We start from the raw sequence: 19,772 nt of genomic DNA, 5'->3' as shown, positions 1-19,772 counted from the left end.
CCATGCGCATCCCCCCCGTCCCGAGACCCCGCAGCCTGGCAGGCCAGCTCTTCGCCATGCAGGCTGTGCTGATAGCGGTGCTCGTGGCCGGATATGCACTGTTCAGCTACTACAGCGACCGGGAGCAGGCCGAGGACGCGGCCGCCCGCCAGGCCATGGCGGTGTCCCGCTCGATCGCGGACGCCCCGTCCGTGGTCGCGGCGATCAAGACCCCGGACCCCACCGCCCAGCTCCAGCCGTACGCGCTGAAGGTGATGCGCGACGCGGACGTCGACTTCGTGACGATCATGAACCCCAAGGGCATCCGCTGGACCCACCCGAACCAGGACGAGATCGGTAAGCACTTCGTCGGCACCATCGGGCCGGCGCTGCACGGCAGGTCCTTCACCGAGACCTACACCGGCACGCTCGGGGCGTCGGTCCGGGCGGTCACACCCGTCCACGACGGCACGCGGATCGTCGGCCTCGTCAGCGCCGGCATCAAGGTGCAGGCGATCAGCAAGCAGGCGCAGAGCCAGGTGTCGGCGCTGCTCGGGGTGGCGGCCGGCGCCCTCGCGCTGGGCGCGATCGGTACCTACGTGGTCAACGCCCGCCTGCGCCGTCACACCCACGGCATGAACGCGGCCGAGCTCAGCCACATGCACGACTACCACGAGGCCGCACTGCACGCCGTGCGCGAGGGGCTGCTCATGCTGGACGGACAGTACCGGGTGGCGCTGGCCAACGACGGGGCGCAGGAGCTGCTGGGTGTGCCGTCCCAGGAGGACGTGGTGGGCAGGTCGGTCGCGGAGCTGGGTCTGCCCGCCCCTCTGACGGGTGCCCTGCTGGCCTCGGAGCCGCGGGTGGACGAGGTGCATCTCACGGCGGACCGGGTGCTGGTGGTGAACACCTCGCCGGTGTCCGGCGGGGAGCGGCGCGGGACGGTGGTGACTCTGCGCGATGTCACCGAACTCCAGTCGCTGATGGGCGAGTTGGACTCCGAGCGGGGCTTCACCCAGGCCCTGCGCTCGCAGGCGCACGAGGCGGCGAACCGGCTGCACACGGTGGTGTCCCTGATCGAGCTCGGCCGGGCCGCGGAGGCCGTGGACTTCGCGACGGCCGAGCTGGAGCTCGCCCAGGCGCTGACCGACCAGGTGGTGGCGGCGGTGAGCGAACCGGTGCTGGCGGCGCTGCTGCTCGGCAAGACGGCGCAGGCCAACGAGCGGGGCGTGGAGCTGGTGGTGTCGGAGGACAGCCGCCTCGACGACGGCCTGCTCCCGCCGACTCTTCCGGCCCGCGACCTGGTGACGATCCTCGGCAACCTGATCGACAACGCGGTGGACGCGGCCCAGGGCAGCGTCGGCGCCCGGGTCACGGTGACGGCGTACGCGGAGGACTCCGAGCTGGTGATGCGGGTCGCGGACAGCGGCGCGGGCGTGGATCCCGCCCATGCGGAGCTGGTGTTCCAACGGGGGTTCTCGACGAAGCCGGCCGGCCCCGGCGGGCGCGGTCTGGGCCTCGCCCTGGTACGACAGGCGGTGGCCCGGCAGGAGGGCACGCTGACGGTGGCGGAGGGGCAGGAGGGCGGCGCGGTCTTCGAGGCCCGGCTGCCCCTGAGTGCCGCCGCCCCGGCCGGCACGATCACGCGCACCACGGTGAGAGGTGACGTATGACGACCGAGCAGCCCGTCCAGCCCATCCGCGTCCTGGTCGTGGAGGACGATCCGGTGGCCGCGGACGCGCATGTCATGTACGTCGGCCGGGTGCCGGGGTTCGTGGCCGTGGGCAAGGCGCACACGGGGGCGGAGGCGCGGCGTCTGCTGGACCGTACGCCGGTGGATCTGCTGTTGCTGGATCTGCATCTGCCGGATGTGCACGGGTTGCAGTTCGCGCGGTCGCTGAGGGCGGCCGGGCATCACGCGGACGTGATCGCGGTGACGTCGGCGCGGGATCTGACCGTGGTGCGGGAGGGGGTGTCGCTGGGGGTGGTGCAGTACGTGCTGAAGCCGTTCACCTTCGCGACGCTGCGGGACCGGCTGGTGCGGTACGCGGAGTTCCACGCGGCGGTGGGTGAGGCGAGCGGACAGGACGAGGTGGACCGGGCGCTGGCCTCGCTTCGGGCGCCGTCGCCCGCGGCGCTGCCCAAGGGACTGAGCTCGCCGACGCTGGAGCGGGTGACCGTGGCGCTGCGGGACTGCGGAGCGGGACTGACGGCCGCGGCGCTGGCGGAGGCGGTGGGAATCTCCAGGATCACGGCCCGGCGGTATCTGGAGCATCTGGTGGACGCGGGGCGCGCGGCCCGCAATCCGCAGTACGGGACCGTGGGGCGCCCGGAGCTGCAGTATCGGTGGGTTCGTGGCGAACGGGGCGACCGGGGTGACGAGCGAGGACGTTAGATCGCGGCACGCTCATTGACCGGCTCGACGCCCGTGATCCTGCTGTACGTGCTGATCGCCCGGCGGCTGGGGGGTGGTTTCGCGCTGGGCGGGGCGGTCAAGGGTTGAGCACTCCCGGGCGGAACGGCTCCACGCCCACCACCCGGCGCACCCGCACCGGCTCGATCAGCAGCATCACCCGCCGCTCCCCGGGCAGCAGCCAGGGATACCGGTCCTCGCCGATGTACTTCTTCGTCAGCCGGTCCATCGACCGCTCCGCCTCCTCCCCCTCCACGAACCGCACGACCCGGCCCCGGATCTCCACTCGGTCGTAGGGATTGCCGGGGTCGTGGTGGGACAGCGAAACGCCTGGATTGAGCCGCAGGTTCTGCTCCTTCACCCGTCCCATCGCCGTGTTGACCATGACGTACTCACCTTCGAGGTCCGCCCACATGGGCGAGACCTGCGGCGCACCGTCGGCGCCGACCGTCGCGAGGTGCCAGAAGTTCGGCGCCAGCAGACGCTCGCGAATATGCCCCTCCACCTTGCCGTTCACCTCGTACACGAAGATCACGCCCTCTCCGCCGCCCGCCCGGGCGGCCCGCGTCCATCCTCGCGATCATCCCGGCCCGCTCGACAGACGATCTCCGGCCGGCCGCTTGGCACCGCCCCAGCCGTACGTTCCTACAATCCGCGATCCTGGCCGAACTGACCGTAGTCAGCGCGTCACGGTGCGCCTAGCTTGTGGCCCGTGCGCCAACGCCCTACCCGCCCGCATCAGCCCGCCCAGCCACCGCCGCCCTTCAACGCCCTGTCCGCCCGCCGCCTGCGTACCGCCCTCGACATGGGACCCGAACATGTCGCCTACGGCCTGCGCGTCTCCTACGGGCTCCCCCACATCACCCCGGACCTCGTCGTCGCCTGGGAGCGCGGGCAGCTCAGTCCCTCCGACTCCGAACTCGCCGCCCTCGCGGGCGTGTTGTGGTGCTCCCCCGGTGAACTCATCGGAAAGCCGCGCACCCTGCGCGAACACCGCATCGCCCGTGGTCTGGCCCCCGAGGACATCGCCCGCAGCGCCGGCCTCGAACTCCTCGCCTATCTCCACATGGAGGAGCACAACAACTGGCGGGGCAACGACCGTCAGTCGGCCGCGCTCGCCGAGCTGCTCCGGCTCTCACTCCCCGACTTCATCACCGTCACCGGGCGCGAGGAGAAGCTCACCGAACTGCTGCGCAGTGCCGCGAGTACGCGCTGGCAGGCCTACGTCCGCCCGGTCGGCAAAGTGGTGCCCCTGGACCGGCGGCTGCTGGTGGACTCCCTCCAACAGCTGCACCAGGACTACCAGGGGCAGATGGTCGCCTCGCTGAGCTGGGGCGACGGAACCGCCGCCAACGAGTCGAGCGACCTGGGGCGGGACTTCCTGGACCGGATCGTCGACCACTTCTGGGCCGCGGTCCAGGACAACACCGAGTGAGGCGTCCCTGCCGGGGCACGACCCCGGCAGGCACTAGAAGACCGACTCCGCCTCGTCCATCCGGTCCTTGGGCACCGTCTTCAGCTCGGTCACCGCCTGCGCGAGGGGCACCATCACGATGTCGGTGCCCTTGAGCGCGGTCATCCTGCCGAACTCGCCCCGGTGCGCCGCCTCCACCGCGTGCCAGCCGAAGCGGGTGGCGAGGACACGGTCGTACGCCGTCGGGACACCACCGCGCTGGACATGGCCGAGAATGACCGGCTTGGCCTCCTTGCCGAGCCGGCGCTCCAGCTCGTAGGCCAGTGCCGTGCCGATGCCCTGGAAGCGCTCGTGACCGAACTGGTCGATCTCGCCGTGGCCGTAGTCCATGCTGCCCTCGGCGGGGTGGGCGCCCTCCGCCACGCACACGACGGCGAACTTCTTGCCGCGGGCGAAGCGCTCCTCGACCATCTTGACGAGGTCGGCCGGGTCGAAGGGCCGCTCGGGCAGGCAGATGCCGTGGGCGCCGGCGGCCATGCCGGACTCCAGGGCGATCCAGCCCGCGTGCCGGCCCATGACCTCGACGACCATCACGCGCTGATGGGACTCGGCGGTGGTCTTGAGACGGTCCATCGCCTCCGTGGCGACACCGACCGCGGTGTCGAAGCCGAAGGTGCGGTCCGTGGAGGAGATGTCGTTGTCGATCGTCTTCGGGACGCCGACCACCGGCAGGCCGGCGTCGGACAGCATGCGTGCCGCCGTCAGTGTGCCCTCGCCGCCGATGGGGATCAGCGCGTCGATGCCGAACGCCTCGACCATGTCCTCGGCCCGCTCGCAGGCCTCGCGCAGCCGGTCGCGCTCCAGGCGGGAGGAGCCGAGGATGGTGCCGCCGCGGGCCAGGATGCCGCTGACCGCGTTCAGGTCGAGACTGCGGTAGCGGCTGGTGAGCAGACCGGCGTAGCCGTCCTCGAAGCCGATGACCTCGTCGCCGTAGTGGTCGACCGCTCGGTGCACGACCGACCGGATCACTGCGTTCAGACCAGGGCAGTCGCCGCCGGCGGTGAGAACTCCGATGCGCATCGTGCTGTGTCTCCTGCTCGGTGTCGGTACCGGTGAGCCGATCCGATTGTTTCACGGCCCGAAGGACGATGTCCCCATCGTCCCCTCCGCCCCCTCTGGCCTGAATCACCCTGCCGGGCCATCGGTCCGGCACTCGATCCTGGCGGGCGCCTTAACCACCGGCGAGGGTATTGTCAAGAGGGTTCTGCTCACCTCGGTGGGCGATTTTTGTACCGGCGACACCCCAGCGACAGACGAAGCAGCGACAGACGAAACGGAGAGCACGCGTGACGCGCAGCGTGTACGTGACGGGTATCGACCGCGGTGACGGCCGGCAGGTCGTCGAGCTGGGGGTCATGGAGCTCCTGACCCGGCAGGTCGACCGGGTCGGAGTGTTCCGGCCGCTCGTCCACCACAGCCCTGACCGCCTGTTCGAGCTGCTGCGCGCCCGCTACCGGCTCTCCCAGGACCCGGCCACGGTCTACGGCATGGACTACCACGAGGCGTCCGCCCTCCAGGCGGAGCAGGGCACGGACGAGCTGGTGTCGACCCTCGTCGACCGCTTCCACCTGGTCGCGCGCGACTACCAGGTGGTGCTGGTCCTCGGCACCGACTTCGCCGACACCCAGCTCCCCGACGAACTGTCCCTCAACGCCCGCCTCGCCAACGAGTTCGGCGCGTCCGTGATCCCGGTGGTGGGCGGCCGTGGGCAGCTCGCGGAGTCGGTGCTCGCCGAGACCCGCAACGCCTACCGGGCGTACGAGGGGCTGGGCTGCGACGTGCTGGCGATGGTGACCAACCGGGTGGCCCGGGAGGACCGGGACGAGATTGCGCGCAGGCTCGACTCCCGTCTGCCCGTGCCCTGTTACGTCGTGCCCGACGAGCCCGCGCTCTCCGCCCCCACGGTGGCCCAGATCTCCCAGGCGCTCGACGCCAGGGTGCTCCTGGGCGACGACGCGGGTCTCGCCCGGGACGCGCTCGACTTCGTGTTCGGCGGTGCGATGCTGCCGAACTTCCTCGCCGCTCTCACCCCCGGATGCCTGGTCGTCACCCCCGGCGACCGTGCCGACCTGGTCGTCGGCGCGCTGGCCGCGCACAGCGCCGGCACCCCGCCGATAGCCGGCGTGCTGCTGACCCTGAACGAGGTGCCCAGCGACGGGATCCTCACCCTCGCCGCCCGACTCGCCCCGGGCACCCCGGTGCTGTCGGTGGCCACCACCAGCTTCCCTACCGCGGCCGAACTCTTCTCCCTGGAAGGGAAGTTGAACGCGGCCACCCCGAGGAAGGCGGAGACCGCGCTCGGGCTCTTCGAGCGGTACGTCGACACCGGCGACCTCACCCTGCGCGTCTCGGCCCCGAGCAGCGATCGCCTCACCCCGATGATGTTCGAGCACAAGCTGCTCGAACAGGCCCGCTCCGACCGGCGCCGCGTCGTCCTCCCCGAGGGCACCGAACCCCGCGTCCTGCACGCCGCCGAGGTTCTGCTGCGTCGTGGCGTCTGCGATCTCACCCTCCTCGGGCCGGTCGACCAGATCCGCAAGAAGGCCGCCGACCTCGGCATCGACCTGGGCGGCTGCCAGTTGATCGACCCCGCGACCAGCGAGCTGCGCGACTCCTTCGCCGAGAAGTACGCCGTTCTGCGCGCCCACAAGGGCGTCACCGTCGAGCTGGCGTACGACGTCGTCTCGGACGTGAACTACTTCGGCACGCTGATGGTCCAGGAGGGGCTGGCCGACGGCATGGTGTCGGGGTCCGTGCACTCCACGGCCGCGACGATCCGGCCCGCCTTCGAGATCATCAGGACGAGGCCGGACGCCGGCATCGTCTCGTCCGTCTTCTTCATGTGCCTGACCGACAAGGTCCTCGTGTACGGCGACTGCGCCGTGAACCCCGACCCGAACGCACAGCAGTTGGCGGACATCGCCATCCAGTCTGCCGCCACCGCCGAGCAGTTCGGCGTGGAGCCGCGGATCGCGATGCTGTCGTACTCGACGGGCACGTCCGGCTCGGGTGCCGACGTCGACAAGGTGCGCGAGGCCACCGAGCTGGTGCGGGACAGGCGCCCCGACCTGAAGATCGAGGGGCCGATCCAGTACGACGCCGCCGTGGAGCCGTCCGTCGCCGAGACCAAGCTGCCGGGCTCCGAAGTCGCGGGCCAGGCAAGCGTGTTGATCTTCCCCGACCTGAACACCGGCAACAACACCTACAAGGCCGTGCAGCGTTCGGCCGGGGCGATCGCGGTCGGTCCGGTGCTGCAGGGTCTGCGCAAGCCCGTCAACGACCTGTCCCGGGGCGCCCTGGTCTCGGACATCGTCAACACCGTCGCCATCACGGCGATACAGGCCCAGAACTCGAACGAGAAGGCGACCGCACAGTGAGCCCCTCCCGCGTCCTCGTCCTCAACTCCGGCTCCTCGTCGGTGAAGTACCAGCTGCTCGACATGCAGGGCGGCCGCCGGCTGGCCGCGGGCCTCGTCGAGCGGATCGGTGAGGAGACCTCGCGCATCAGGCACACGCCTCTCGCGAGCGGCGGCGGGACCCGCGAGTTCAGCGGCCGGGTCGCCGACCACGAGGCCGCCCTGAAGACCGTGTCGGAGGAGCTGGCCAGGGACGGTCTCGGGCTCGACTCACCCGAGCTCGCCGCGATCGGGCACCGCGTCGTGCACGGCGGGAAGTCCTTCACCGAGCCGACCGTGATCGACGAGACCGTGCTCGCCGAGATCGAGCGGCTGATCCCGGTGGCACCCCTGCACAACCCGGCCAACCTCACCGGCATCCGTACGGCCCGGGCCCTGCGCCCCGACCTGCCCCAGGTCGCCGTCTTCGACACCGCCTTCCACACCACGATGCCGGAGTCGGCCGCGCGCTACGCGATCGACGTGCGCACCGCCGACGAGCACCGCATCCGGCGCTACGGCTTCCACGGGACCTCGCACGCGTATGTGTCCCGGGCGACGGCGAAGCTGCTCGGCAAGGACCCGTCCGAGGCGAACGTGATCGTGCTGCACCTGGGCAACGGAGCCTCGGCCTCGGCGGTCGCGAAGGGCCGGTGCGTGGACACCTCGATGGGGCTGACGCCTTTGGAGGGGCTCGTGATGGGTACGCGCTCCGGAGACCTGGATCCGGCCGTCATCTTCCATTTGGCGCGAGTTGGCGGAATGTCCATCGACGAAATCGACACTCTTCTCAACAAGAAGAGCGGGCTGGTCGGCCTGTGCGGCGACAACGACATGCGGGAGATACGGCGCCGGGTCGACGAGGGCGACGGAGAGGCGAAGCTCGCCTTCGACATCTACATTCACCGTCTGAAGAAGTACATCGGCGCCTATTACGCCGTACTCGGCACCGTGGACGCGATCGCGTTCACCGCCGGGGTCGGCGAGAACGCGGCGCCGGTGCGGGAGGCGGCCGTCGCGGGCCTGGAGACCCTGGGCCTGGCGGTGGACGGCGCGCTGAACGCCGTACGCGGTGACGAACCGCGGCTGATCTCGCCCGAGGACGCACGGGTGAAGGTCGCCGTGGTGCCCACCGACGAAGAACTGGAAATCGCCACACAGACCTACGCACTGGTCGGACGGCATTGATATGCGGGGCCGCCGCCGGCGACTGAGCGGTAACGCAGCTGAGCACCGACCCGCCCATTTGTATCTTCCGCCAGACGGAATATTCCGCGGCGAAACAAACCGATAGGATCGCCCCATGCGCCGTTCGAAAATCGTCTGTACTCTCGGCCCCGCGGTCGACTCCCACGAAATGCTGGTCTCGATGATCGAGGCCGGAATGAACGTGGCCAGGTTCAACTTCAGCCACGGCACCCACGCCGAGCACCAGGGGCGGTACGACCGCGTCCGGGCCGCCTCCAAGGAGACCGGCCGGGCCATCGGTGTCCTCGCCGACCTGCAGGGACCGAAGATCCGGCTGGAGACCTTCGCCGAGGGTCCGGTGGAGCTGGAGCGGGGTGACGAGTTCGTCATCACGATCGAGGACGTCCCGGGCGACAAGTCCATCTGCGGCACGACGTACAAGGGCCTGCCCGGTGACGTGGACCGCGGCGACCAGATCCTGATCAACGACGGCAACGTCGAGCTGAAGGTCCTGGACGTCGAGGGCGCGCGGGTGAAGACGATCGTCATCGAGGGCGGTGTCGTCTCCGACCACAAGGGCATCAACCTGCCCGGTACGGCCGTCAACGTGCCGGCGCTGTCCGAGAAGGACGTCGAGGACCTCCGCTTCGCGCTGCGCATGGGCTGCGACATGGTCGCGCTGTCCTTCGTCCGCGACGCCAAGGACGTGGACGACGTCCACCGGGTGATGGACGAGGAGGGGCGCCGCGTCCCGGTCATCGCCAAGGTGGAGAAGCCGCAGGCGGTGGACAACATGGAAGCCGTCGTGATGGCGTTCGACGCCGTCATGGTCGCGCGCGGTGACCTGGCCGTCGAGTACCCGCTCGAGAAGGTCCCGATGGTGCAGAAGCGGCTCATCGAGCTGTGCCGCCGCAACGCCAAGCCGGTGATCGTGGCGACCCAGATGATGGAGTCGATGATCACCAACTCCCGTCCCACGCGCGCCGAGGCGTCCGACGTCGCCAACGCGATCCTGGACGGCGCGGACGCGGTCATGCTGTCGGCGGAGTCCTCCGTCGGCGCGTACCCGGTCGAGACCGTGAAGACGATGTCGAAGATCGTCGTCGCGGCCGAGCAGGAGCTGATGAGCAAGGGCCTGCAGCCGCTGGTGCCGGGCAAGAAGCCGCGTACGCAGGGTGGTTCGGTCGCGCGTGCCGCGTGCGAGATCGCCGACTTCCTCGGCGGCCGCGGCCTGGTGGCCTTCACCCAGTCCGGCGACACCGCCCGCCGTCTGTCGCGCTACCGCGCCCAGCAGCCGATCATCGCCTTCACCACCGACGAGAACACCCGCAACCAGCTGACCCTCAGCTGGGGTGTGGAGTCGCACGTCGTGCCGTTCGTGAACACCACGGACGAGATGGTCGACATGGTCGACCAGGAGATCGCCAAGATCAACCGCTTCAACCCGGGCGAGATCGTCATCATCACCGCCGGCTCGCCCCCCGGCGTCCCCGGCACCACCAACATGCTCCGCGTCCACCACATCGCCGGCGGCAGCAACTGACGTACCCGGCAAGGGCCTTGACGGCTCCTGTACGGCGTTGAGGGCGCCCCCTGCGACAGGGGGCGCCCTCGGTGTTCCGCGCGCTTCTCAGCCCGGGTTCGCGCTGCTGGGGCCGGCCAGACCTCCGGTGAAGGTGAGGAGGGCCCGAAGGACGGCGTGGTCGTACTGAACCTGTTCGTACTGAACCTGTTCGTGCCGAGCCCGTTCGTGCCGAGCCTGTTCGTGCCGAGCCTGTTCGTGCTGGTCCTGGCCCCCCGGGGGCTGCTCCTCCGTCGGGGGTGCGGGCCGGCCGTCGGTGCGGTCCGGCCGGGCTGCCGGGAGTTCAGTCACGGCGGCCCACGCTCACCGCGACCGGCTCACTGGTCGCCGCCGCCGGGGACGACGACGCCAGGTTCACGTCGACGACCTGTCCGGCGTACGCCAGCCCCGCGCCGAAGCCGAACAGCAGCACATTGCCCCGTACCTCGGCCCCCGGACGGCTGGTCATGCGGGACAGGGCGATCGGGATCGTCGCGGCCATGGTGTTGCCGGTGTCCACGACATCGGTGGCGACGGGGACACCGTCCAGCTTCAGGTGCCGGGCGAGTGCGTCGACGATGCGCAGATTGGCCTGGTGGGGGACGAAGGCGGCCAGGTCGCCCGGCTTGACGCCGGCGCTGTCGCAGGCCTCCCGGGCCGTGGAGCCCAGCCCGGTGGCCCAGCGGTAGACCGCCCGGCCTTCCTGGCGCAGCACCCGGTCGACGGGGTCGATGGCGATGAGGTCCGCGCGCTCTCCCACACTGCCCCACCGCACCGGCCCGATGGCCCGGCGCTCGTGCGGCAGCACCACGGCCGCGCCGGCACCGTCCGCGAAGAGGATCGCGGTGTCCCGGTCCGTCCAGTCCAGCCAGGCGCTGGCCTTGTCGGCGCCGATCACCAGCGCGCCGCGACTGCTGCCCGCCCGGATCAGCGCGTCGGCGACCGCCAGCGCGTGGCAGAACCCGGCGCAGGCGTTGTTGAGGTCGAACGCCGCCGGCTGCGCCAACCCGAGCCGGGCGGCGACCCGGGCCGCGGTGGTGGGCATGGTGGACTCCGCGCTGGACGTCGCCACGATCACCGTGTCGATCTCCTGCGCCGGGTCGGCGTGGCGGGGGTCCGCGGACAGTTTGGTGAGCGCGTGACGTGCCGCACTCGTCGCCATGTCGGCGACCGTCTCGTCGGGGTCCGCCAGCCGGCGTTCCCGGATCCCGGTGCGGGCCACGATCCACTCCGCGTCCACCGTGAGCCGCTCGGCGGCGGCCTCGGTGGACAGCACGGTGGCCGGGAGATAGTGCCCCAGAGCCGCGATCCGCGCCCCGGGGACAGGACTGAGTGCCATGGCGGGGTCTCCTCGCGTCACTGGCCGGCGACGTACGCCGCGACGTCGTCGATCGTGGGGTACTCGTAGACCATCGTGGGAGGTATCTTCAGGCCGCTGAAGTCCTCCAGCTCCGCGGTGAGTTCGACCGCCTGGACGGAGGACAGTCCCAGCTCGCTGAAGACGGCCTGCGGGGAGACGGTCTCGGGAGCGACCTTGAGATGCTCGGCGACCCGGCCGACCAGCCAGCTCCGCACCTGCCGCCGGGTCAGGGTCTTCGTGCTCACTGTGCGTACTCTCCTCGCAGGTAGGCGGCCCGGCAGGCACCACGCTGCACCTTGCCGCTGGATGTCCTGGGCACCGCGTTGGGACCGACCACCACCACGTCGTCGAGGGTGATGCCGTGCGCGGCGGCTACCGCGGTGCGCACCACGCGCGCGATCTCGGCGCGCTTGGCGGCTGCGGCCTCGTCGGTCCCGGCCGCGCCCTGCCCGGCGCCGGCGACCAGCACCGCGCGTTCGGCTCCGCCGTCCTCGACCGCGAACGCCGCGGAGCAGCCGGTGCGCAGCGCGGAGTGGGCCTGCTCCGCGGTGAATTCGAGGTCCTGGGGGTAGTGGTTGCGGCCGCCGACGATGATCAGGTCCTTGCAGCGCCCGGTGACGTACAGCTCGCCGTCGTGCAGGAAGCCCAGGTCGCCGGAGCGCAGGTAGGGGCCGCCGCCGGCGCCGACCGGCTTGGCTGCGAAGACCTCCTCGCTGGTCTCGGGCCTGCCCCAGTAGCCGGTGGGCAGGTCCGGCCCGCCGATCCAGATCTCGCCCACCCGGCCGGGCCCGACCGGTTCGGCGGTGTCCGGGTCGACGATGACCACTTCCCGGTCCATGCGGGTGATCCCGCTGCTGACCAGCGTCGTCCCGACGTCGGCCGGCAGTACCCGCCCGGCGCCCAGTGCCTCGTCGTCCACGGTGAGCCGGACGGGCTCGGCCGCCACCCGGGCACCGGTGACCAGCAGGGTCGCCTCCGCGAGTCCGTAGCACGGGTAGGCGGCGGTGGAGTCGAAGCCGTGGGCGGCGAAGCGTTCGGCGAAGGCGCGCAGGGTACGGTCCCGCACCGGTTCGGCGCCCGTGTAGGCGACCTTCCAGCTGCTCAGGTCCAGGCCCTCGCAGTCCTCCTCGCGAATGCGGGCGACACACATGTCGTACGCGAAGTTGGGTGCGCCGCTGGTGGTGGCCCGGTACTGGGAGATCGCCCGCAGCCAGCGCACGGGCCGCCTGATGAACGTCAGCGGCGACATCAGGATCGAGTGGCCGCCCATCCACAGCGGCTGCACCACGTGGCCGATCAGTCCCATGTCGTGGAAGAGCGGCAGCCAGCCCACGCCGGTGAGTCCCTCGTCGTGTCCGAAGGACTCCCGGATCATCTCCTCGTTGTGGGCGAGCGCCCGGTGGGTGACCGTCACGCCCTTGGGCATCGCCGTGGAGCCGGAGGTGTACTGCAGGAAGGCGATGTCGTCCGGCCCGGGGCGGTGGTCGTCCGGGGCGTCGGCGGCCTCGGCGTCGGACAGCTCCGCCACGGTGGTCCACCACAGATCCGCCAGGTCCGGCATCACCGAGCGCACCGTGTCCAGCATCTCCGGCGGTACGGCCACGATCACCGCGGCAGGCCGGCAGTCGTCGACGATGGACTTCAGGGTCTCCATCCGCTGCCGGTTCTGCAGCGGCAGCGGCGGGTACGCCGGTACGGCGATGACGCCGGCCTGGAGACAGCCGAAGAACGCGGGGACGAAGTCCAGGCCCTCGGGCAGCAGCAGCAGTGCCCGCTCCCCGCGCGACAGCCTGGCCCGCAGGCCGGCGGCGATGCTGCGGGCCGTCGCGTCCAGCTCGCCGTAGGACAGCGTCCGCTGCACCTCGCCGTCGTCGTCGAGGAAGGTGAACGCCGGTGCGGTGGGCCGGAGTTCGGCGTAGTGCAGGAACCGGTCCAGGGTCGTCTCCGCCGCCGGATCGGGGGGCGTCGCGGAGGTCGTGGGAAGGGTGGTCGCTGTCGTCATCACTTGTCCCCCGTGGTCGGTGTCACCAGAACGTCCATCCGCGCGATGCCGTACGACCCCTGCCGGGTGCGGTACTGGGCCGGTGCCTCGGGGTCGAGGGAGAACCGGTCGAGGTGGTCGTAGTAGGCGTGGAAGGCGCGGTCGGCCAGCAGCCGGGACAGGGCGGCGCCCGGGCAGAAGTGCGGGCCCGCGCCGAAGGCCATGTGGTCGCCCCTGTTGGGGCGGTCCAGGTCGAAGGTGTCGGGGTCGGGGAAGTGACGCGGGTCCCGGTTGGCCGCGCCGAGCAGTACGTGCACCAGCGCGCCCTCGGGAATGACGGACCCGTGCAGTTCGACGTCCTCCTTGGCGCGGCGCAGCAGCCACTGGGTGGGGCTGTTCAGCCGCAGATACTCCTCGGCGAAGTCGCCGGAGCGCTCGGGCGCGGCCAGCATCCGCTTGGCCAGCTCCGGGTCGCTCAGCAGCATGTGGAAGCCGCCGCCCAGCAGGTTCATGGTGGTCTCGTGTCCTGCGGCGACGAACGACCAGGCCATGGTGACCAGTTCGTCCCGGGTCAGGTCGCCCGCCTCGTGCTGGACGACCAGCTCGCCCAGGATGTCCTCCTGGTTGGGCTTGCCCTTGCGCTCGGCGGCCAGATCGCCCATGTAGTTCCCGAACTCCATCAGGTCCTCGAAGAACCCGGGTGCCTCGTCGGGATCCATGCCCGCGGCCACCGCGAAACTGTCCATCACCGCCTGCGACCAGCGGCGCAGGTCTTTCTTGCGGTCGAGCGGGATGCCGAGCATGCCGCCGACCACACGCAGGGGCAGCATGGTGGTGAACGCCTCGACGAACTCCACCCGGTCGTGCGAGAGCACCTCGGTCATCAGGTCGTCCACGAGGGTCTGCACCCAGTCGCCGAGCGTGCGGACCAGACGGGCGTTGAACGCGCGGTTGGCCATGTGACGCAGCCGGGTGTGCTCCGGGGCGTCGCGGTTGACCAGCATCGGCAGGTTCATGTAGTCGTCCCGCCGGATCTGGGACGAGAACAGCCTCTTGTCCTTCAGGGCGAGCGCGACGTCGTCGTAGCGGCTCAGCACATAGAAGTCCGAGCCGTCCGCGGCGCCGCCGCGCACATGGTGGACGGGGGCCTCGTCGCGCAGCCTGGCGTACAGCGGCCAGGGGTTGAGCCGGTATTCGGTGCTGGTGAGATCGATGGCCAGGGTCGTCATCGGTGAACTCCTGTCAGAGGGTGCTCTGGTGCGTCCGGCTCAGGCGTGCTGCGGTGCGTCCGGCCGCGCCGGCGCGTCGATGAAGCCGGTGGCGACGAAGCGCCGCAGATAGGTGTGGACGAGGTCGGCGTCCAGGGACGGGCAGACCAGTCCGGCCGGGTCGAGAGCCGAGCGGGTCTCGGCCGAGTCGGACAGCGGCAGCCGTACGTCGTCGACGGTGTCGTTGAGGAAGGGCGCGAGGCCGAGCAGGGCCATGGTTCCCGAGCTGCGGTTGGTCACCCGCTCCTTCCACTCGTCGAACGGCAGCCGCCGCATCGGGTATCCGAACTCCTCGACGTGGTCGAAGAGGTGGGACCAGCTCAGCGACCCGTGGTTGACCAGGTGGAAGGTGCGGCCGCTCAGTTCGGGACGGCCGGCCACTTCCACCACGGCGGCGGCCACGTAGTCGATCGGCGCGGGCTGTACGGGCATCCGCACGTCCTGCGGCGCGATGCCCGCCTCGATGCAGCCCTTGAGCATCATGTTCAGATGGTCGAGGCGGTTGAAGGAGCCCGTACGGCTGTGCCCGCCGGTGTTGATGCGGTGGATGGTGACCGGTACGCCGCGTTCGTGGGCGGTGCGGACCATCTGCTCGGCCACCCACTTGGTCTGCGCGTAGCCGACCGCGAGTGCTCCGCTGCTGTGCAGGTCGTCGCTCTCGTGGACCCGGTCGGCGGTGTAGTCGATGGAGGAGAAGACACCGACGGTGGAGATGAAGTGCACGGGCCGCGCCGCGCCCGCCGTGGCCAGCCGCAGCACCTCCCGGGTACCGGCGACATTGGCGTCCTCGAGGCCGCTGTAGGGGTACGTCCACTTCACCATGCCGCCGCAGTGGATGATCGAGCCCACCCGGGCGTGCAGTGCGGCGAACGCGCCGTCGCCCAGCCCGAGCAACGGCTCGCCGAGGTCGCCGACGAGCGGCACGATGCGCTCCCGGTACGGTTCCGGGTCGACGCCGTAGGCCTCCAGATTGGCCACGATCCGCCGCAGCGCATGCGCCTCGTCGTCGGCGCGGACCAGGCACAGGACGTCGCCGGTGCGACGGTCGAGCAGTTCGGCGAGCAGGAAGGCGCCGACGAATCCGGTGGCGCCGGTGAGCAGGGTGGCCTCGGGGGCGGTGCCCGCGGGCTCCGGCGGGAGGGCGGGGGCGATCGACTCCTCCAGCCGCGCCCGTTCGGCCATCTCCTCGACGGTCATGGTCCTGCGGCGGCGCGGGCGGGGCTTCGGCGCGGCAGGGGGTGCCGGCTCCGCCGCCCCGGCGACGGCTGAGGCTTCCGCGGCATGCGCCGTGTCAGCCGTGTCCGCCGTGTCCGCCGTGTCAGCTGTGTCCGCGGGTTCGGCCAACTCCTCGGCGGCCCAGGCGGCCAGGCTGCGCAGCCCGCTGCCGTCGAAGATCATCTCCATCGGGATCGTGATGCCCAGGTCCCGGTCCACCATGGTCTGCAGCTCGGCCATCATCAGCGAGTCGGCCAGGTCGGTCACCGGGGTGTCCGGGTGCACCTCCTCGGGCTCGGCGGCCAGGATGCCGGCCAGCACCCGTACGAAGTGATCGAGCAGGAGACGCTGCCGCCGGAGCGGGTCCGCCCCGAGGAGCACCTCGCGGGCCGGCGCCGGTGTCGCGTCCGGCGCCCCGGATCCGCCCTCGCCGGTGGCCCGTTCGGCGATCAGCCGGCTCAGTATCTGCGGGCCGACCGGGCGGAACGAAACGCCCAGCAGGTCGGCGACGGGGGTGCCGTCCGTCGTGGTGAGCGCGATGTCACCGATGACCGAACCGTCCGCGGTGTCCCGCACCGTGGCGGCGCACTCCAGCGCGGCGCCCTCCACCGGCCGGTGCACGACCATCTTCCGGTAGCCGGTGCCCAGCCGTACGGGCCGTTCGTCCCAGCCCTCGGTGCCGGAGTGCGCGGCCACCGCGACCAGTTGCACGCACGCGTCGAGCAGGAGCAGTTCCGGCCGGATCCCCGCCGTGATGCCCTCGGCGTCCGGACCGGGCCGGACCAGGGTGCCCACCGCCGCTCCGGGGCCCCGCGAGGCGCTCTGGACCAGGCGGAAGCTGGGGCCGAGCCGGAAGGAGGGGTGCCAGGCCTGCCGGTAGAAGGTGTCCGCGTCGAGGCTCTCGGCGCAGCGTGCCCGTACGGCGTGGAGGTCGACCGCCGAGGCCTGGGTGCCGGTGCCGGGCTCCTCGGAGGAGGCGGGCTCCTCCTCGACAACGACGACGGTCAGATGCTGCTGCCAGCCGCCCTTGGGGTCCTCGCTGAACACCCGGGCCCGGGCCCGGCCGGACTCGGGCTCAGAGATGACGACCTGGACGGTCGCCGCGTCGTCGTCGCCCAGCACCAGCGGCCGGGACAGTTCCAGACCCTCGATGCGCACCGGGCCGTCGAAGGTCTCCGCCGCGCAGCGCAGCAGCAGTTCGAGGTAGACCACGCCGGGTACGACGAGCCGGTCGTGCACCCGGTGTTCCGCGAGGAACGGCAGGACCGACAGCGACAGCCGGGTCTCGCCGATCGTGTCCCCGGTGGCCGCCCTGAGGACGCGGGGGCGCAGCGCCCCACCCGCGTCACCGGCGGCGGGCTGCGCGGCCGTGTCGTGGGCGGCGGTGTCGTGGGCGGCGGGCCGCATCCAGTACGTGCGGCGCTGGAAGGGGTACGTGGGCAGCTTGGGTACCCGAGGGGGCCGCGGGCCGTTGACCTGGGCCCAGTTCGCGTCGGCACCCTCGCTCCACACGCGGGCCAGCGCCCGCAGCAGGCACTCGTGCGCGTCGGCGGTGGTGTCCGCGGGGGGCGCGGAGGCGACGCGGGTCAGTCCGCCCTCCGAGACCAGTTCAGCGAGCATCGGCCGCCGGTCCGGCGAGCCCAGTTCGACCAGGACCCGGGTCCGGATGCCCAGCGTGGACCACAGCACGTCCTCGAACGGGACGGGTTCGGCGGCCTGGCGCAGCCAGTAGTCGACGGTGACGGCCTCGGCGCCGGCCGGTTTGCCGGTGGAGTCCGACACGAAGTCGACCTCCGGCAGCCGCAGTTCGATGTCGGCGAGCGCTTTCGCCAGCGTCTCCCGGTCGTCGGCCGCGGCGACGAGGCGCGCGCCGTCGGCGACGGTGAAGACTCCGGCGAGCGCGGCGGCCGCGTAGGCGCCCGCGCCATGGCCGGAGACGACGTCGGGTGCCACGCCGACGGACTTCCACCAGGCTCCCAGGGCCACCGCTGCCGCGTATGCCGCGAGCGCACCGCCGTCCTGGGGCTCCGCGTCGGAGGCGATCAGTGCCGACGGTGTCAGGCCGACGGCCTCGCATACCTCGTCGATCGTCTCCGTCACCACGTCGATCCGCCCGTACAGGCCGGACGGCAGCCCGGTGGCCTCCCCACCGGGCGCCAGGAAGGCGATCCTGGGCGCGCCGGTCTCGTCGCGCCGGCCCGACACCACACCGGCGGGCAGCGATCCGCCCTCGGCGATACGCCCGAGCCCGTCGGCGAGTTCGGTCAGCGAACCGGCTACGACGGCGGCCCGGTGCGGCAGGTCCGCCCGGCCCACGCCGGCCGCCCAGGCCACCCCGCGCAGTGCGACCGGGGCCGCGGAGTCCCGTACGAACGTGGCGAGTTGTTGTGCGGAGGCGCGCAGGGCGTCGTCGTTGCGCCCGGACACCTTCACCACCACCGGCCCCTGATCCGCCACATCGACAGTCGTCTCGACGGGCGTCCGGGCAGGCGCGGGCGGGGACTCCACGATCACATGCGCATTGGTCCCGCCGAACCCGAACGACGACACCCCCGCCACCCGCCGCTCCTCGTTCCACGGCGTCAGCTCCGTCGCCACCCGCACCGGCAACTCGTCCCACGCCAGCAACGGATTAGGAGTCGACAAGTTCAGATGCGGCGGAATCACCCCACGACCGACCGCCAGAACCGTCTTGATCAGACCCGCGATACCGGCCGCCGCCTCCAGATGCCCGATATTCGTCTTCACCGACCCCAACACCACCGGCCGGTCCACCGCACGACCCTCACCCAGCACCCCGGCCAGCGCCCGCACCTCGATCGGATCACCCAACGGCGTCCCCGTCCCGTGCGCCTCCACATAACCCACATCACCCGGAGCAACCCCACCGACCGCCAACGCCCGCCGGATCACCTCCTGTTGGGCCGGTCCACGGGGCACGGTGAGGCCCGAACTCTTCCCGTCCTGGTTGACGGCGGAGCCCTTGATCACCGCAAGGACGTCCTGCCCCTCCGCGACCGCGTCCGCAAGCGGCCGCAGCACCACCACACCGCAACCCTCACCCCGCACATAACCATCCGCCGAAGCATCGAAGGTCTTGCACAACCCCTCGGGCGACAACATCCGCGCCTTCGACAACGCCACCGTCGTCCCCGGCGACAACAGCAGGTTCACCCCACCGACCAGCGCCCGCTCACACTCCCCCGCCCGCAACGCCTGACACGCCAGATGCAACGCCACCAACGACGACGAACACGCCGTATCCACCACCAGACTCGGACCCTCAAGCCCCAGCACATACGACACCCGGTTCGCCGCGAAATTCAGCGCACCCCCCGTCGCCGTATAACCATCCAGCCCCGACACATCCCCACCCGAAGCCGTCAACCGCTCATAATCACTCCCACCCATCCCCACGAACACACCCGTACGACTGCCCCGCAAGGAATCCGGCGCCACCCCCGCATGCTCCAGCGCCTCCCACACCACCTCCAGCACCAGACGATGCTGCGGATCCACCCGCACCGCCTCCCGCGGCGGAATCCCGAACAACCCCGCATCAAACTCCCGCACCCCATCCACAAACCCGCCATGCCGCGCATACGTCCGCCCCGGCACCTCCGGATCAGCGTCGAAGAACGCCTCCACATCCCACCGGTCCCCCGGCACCAACCCCACCCCCGACCCGCCACCCGTCAACAGATCCCAAAAACCCTCAACACCCCCACCAGAACCCGGAAAACGGCACCCCACCCCCACCACGGCAATCGGCTCGGTGAGGGCCTTCTTGGCTTCGGCGGCCTCGGCGCGCGCGGTCTTCAGCTCGACCAGGGCGCGGCGCAGCAGGTCGGAACGGTCGTGAGTGGTGCTGCCGTTGGTGGCCGTTGTCATGAAATTCCCCCAGTGCCGGGCATGATGGTGGTGTTCGTGGACGTGGAC

14 protein-coding genes and 1 pseudogene are annotated in these 19,772 nt (G+C 71.1%); 7 read left to right on the top strand and 8 right to left on the bottom strand.

Annotation, left to right across the window (positions count from 1 at the left end):
• Positions 1-2: 2 nt before the first annotated feature.
• The 3 genes and pseudogenes from ACYUED_RS30750 to ACYUED_RS30740 form a co-directional block, all read left to right on the top strand.
• A complete protein-coding gene (locus ACYUED_RS30750; RefSeq protein ID WP_491287270.1) occupies positions 3-1,652 on the top strand; it encodes a sensor histidine kinase in 1,650 nt (549 codons plus the stop codon).
• Complete coding sequence (locus tag ACYUED_RS30745) at positions 1,649-2,374, top strand: response regulator (protein ID WP_491287268.1); 726 nt, start codon at positions 1,649-1,651, stop codon at positions 2,372-2,374. Before ACYUED_RS30750 ends, ACYUED_RS30745 begins: the two co-directional genes overlap by 4 nt.
• Positions 2,375-2,482 (top strand): annotated as a pseudogene (locus ACYUED_RS30740) (carbohydrate ABC transporter permease); the annotation flags it as partial.
• Here the strand turns inward: ACYUED_RS30740 and ACYUED_RS30735 are convergent.
• On the bottom strand, positions 2,472-2,927 hold the full coding sequence (locus ACYUED_RS30735; protein WP_491287266.1) for a PPOX class F420-dependent oxidoreductase: 456 nt from the start codon (positions 2,925-2,927) through the stop codon (positions 2,472-2,474). The pseudogene ACYUED_RS30740 and the gene ACYUED_RS30735 sit on opposite strands and share 11 nt — an antisense overlap.
• A gap of 168 nt (positions 2,928-3,095) precedes the next feature.
• Between ACYUED_RS30735 and ACYUED_RS30730 the strand changes: the two genes are divergently transcribed.
• On the top strand, positions 3,096-3,827 hold the full coding sequence (locus tag ACYUED_RS30730; RefSeq protein ID WP_491287264.1) for a helix-turn-helix domain-containing protein: 732 nt from the start codon (positions 3,096-3,098) through the stop codon (positions 3,825-3,827).
• Between the two features lie 33 nt (positions 3,828-3,860).
• Here ACYUED_RS30730 and ACYUED_RS30725 read toward each other — a convergent pair whose 3' ends face one another.
• On the bottom strand, positions 3,861-4,886 hold the full coding sequence (locus ACYUED_RS30725) for an ATP-dependent 6-phosphofructokinase (RefSeq protein WP_266521726.1): 1,026 nt from the start codon (positions 4,884-4,886) through the stop codon (positions 3,861-3,863).
• 266 nt (positions 4,887-5,152) lie between these two features.
• On the opposite strand from ACYUED_RS30725, the gene pta reads away from it, so the two are divergent.
• The 3 genes from pta (at position 5,153) to pyk (ending at position 9,991) form a co-directional block, all read left to right on the top strand.
• Complete coding sequence (gene pta, locus ACYUED_RS30720; protein ID WP_491287262.1) at positions 5,153-7,243, top strand: phosphate acetyltransferase; 2,091 nt, start codon at positions 5,153-5,155, stop codon at positions 7,241-7,243.
• On the top strand, positions 7,240-8,448 hold the full coding sequence (locus ACYUED_RS30715) for an acetate kinase (protein WP_491287260.1): 1,209 nt from the start codon (positions 7,240-7,242) through the stop codon (positions 8,446-8,448). Before pta ends, ACYUED_RS30715 begins: the two co-directional genes overlap by 4 nt.
• A gap of 115 nt (positions 8,449-8,563) precedes the next feature.
• A complete protein-coding gene (gene pyk, locus ACYUED_RS30710; protein WP_491287258.1) occupies positions 8,564-9,991 on the top strand; it encodes a pyruvate kinase in 1,428 nt (475 codons plus the stop codon).
• An 87-nt stretch (positions 9,992-10,078) separates the two neighbouring features.
• Here the strand turns inward: pyk and ACYUED_RS30705 are convergent, their stop codons facing one another.
• The 6 genes from ACYUED_RS30705 to ACYUED_RS30680 are packed head-to-tail and all read right to left on the bottom strand — an operon-like array spanning position 10,079 to position 19,724.
• Entirely contained in the window at positions 10,079-10,321 is a 243-nt protein-coding gene (locus tag ACYUED_RS30705) for a hypothetical protein (RefSeq protein ID WP_491287256.1), read from the bottom strand.
• Positions 10,314-11,348, bottom strand: a complete 1,035-nt coding sequence (locus ACYUED_RS30700; protein ID WP_491287254.1) for a beta-ketoacyl-ACP synthase 3 — start codon at positions 11,346-11,348, stop codon at positions 10,314-10,316. Before ACYUED_RS30700 ends, ACYUED_RS30705 begins: the two co-directional genes overlap by 8 nt.
• A 17-nt stretch (positions 11,349-11,365) precedes the next feature.
• Positions 11,366-11,614 carry an acyl carrier protein gene (locus ACYUED_RS30695; protein ID WP_266521714.1) on the bottom strand — a complete coding sequence of 83 codons (249 nt, stop codon included), beginning with the start codon at positions 11,612-11,614 and terminating at the stop codon, positions 11,366-11,368.
• Complete coding sequence (locus tag ACYUED_RS30690; protein ID WP_491287252.1) at positions 11,611-13,371, bottom strand: fatty acyl-AMP ligase; 1,761 nt, start codon at positions 13,369-13,371, stop codon at positions 11,611-11,613. Before ACYUED_RS30690 ends, ACYUED_RS30695 begins: the two co-directional genes overlap by 4 nt.
• Positions 13,371-14,579: a cytochrome P450 gene (locus ACYUED_RS30685; protein ID WP_491287250.1), complete on the bottom strand. Its 1,209-nt coding sequence runs from the start codon at positions 14,577-14,579 to the stop codon at positions 13,371-13,373. Before ACYUED_RS30685 ends, ACYUED_RS30690 begins: the two co-directional genes overlap by 1 nt.
• 39 nt (positions 14,580-14,618) lie before the next feature.
• Positions 14,619-19,724: a thioester reductase domain-containing protein gene (locus ACYUED_RS30680; RefSeq protein ID WP_491287248.1), complete on the bottom strand. Its 5,106-nt coding sequence runs from the start codon at positions 19,722-19,724 to the stop codon at positions 14,619-14,621.
• Positions 19,725-19,772 lie beyond the last annotated feature (48 nt).

The organism is Streptomyces sp. DF42 (assembly GCF_058267695.1).
The sequence above is the reverse complement of the archived record's forward strand: the minus strand, read 5'-3'. Positions and strand labels throughout refer to the sequence as shown.

Excerpts from the sequence above, each read along its gene's own strand:
- ACYUED_RS30725 (WP_266521726.1), bottom strand. The coding sequence starts at position 4,886 with ATGCGCATCGGAGTTCTCACCGCCGGCGGCGACTGCCCTGGTCTGAAC.
- ACYUED_RS30685 (WP_491287250.1), bottom strand. The coding sequence starts at position 14,579 with ATGACGACCCTGGCCATCGATCTCACCAGCACCGAATACCGGCTCAAC.
- ACYUED_RS30700 (WP_491287254.1), bottom strand. The coding sequence starts at position 11,348 with ATGGCACTCAGTCCTGTCCCCGGGGCGCGGATCGCGGCTCTGGGGCAC.
- ACYUED_RS30745 (WP_491287268.1), top strand. The coding sequence starts at position 1,649 with ATGACGACCGAGCAGCCCGTCCAGCCCATCCGCGTCCTGGTCGTGGAG.
- pyk (WP_491287258.1), top strand. The coding sequence starts at position 8,564 with ATGCGCCGTTCGAAAATCGTCTGTACTCTCGGCCCCGCGGTCGACTCC.
- ACYUED_RS30680 (WP_491287248.1), bottom strand. The coding sequence starts at position 19,724 with ATGACAACGGCCACCAACGGCAGCACCACTCACGACCGTTCCGACCTG.
- ACYUED_RS30690 (WP_491287252.1), bottom strand. The coding sequence starts at position 13,371 with ATGACGACAGCGACCACCCTTCCCACGACCTCCGCGACGCCCCCCGAT.
- ACYUED_RS30750 (WP_491287270.1), top strand. The coding sequence starts at position 3 with ATGCGCATCCCCCCCGTCCCGAGACCCCGCAGCCTGGCAGGCCAGCTC.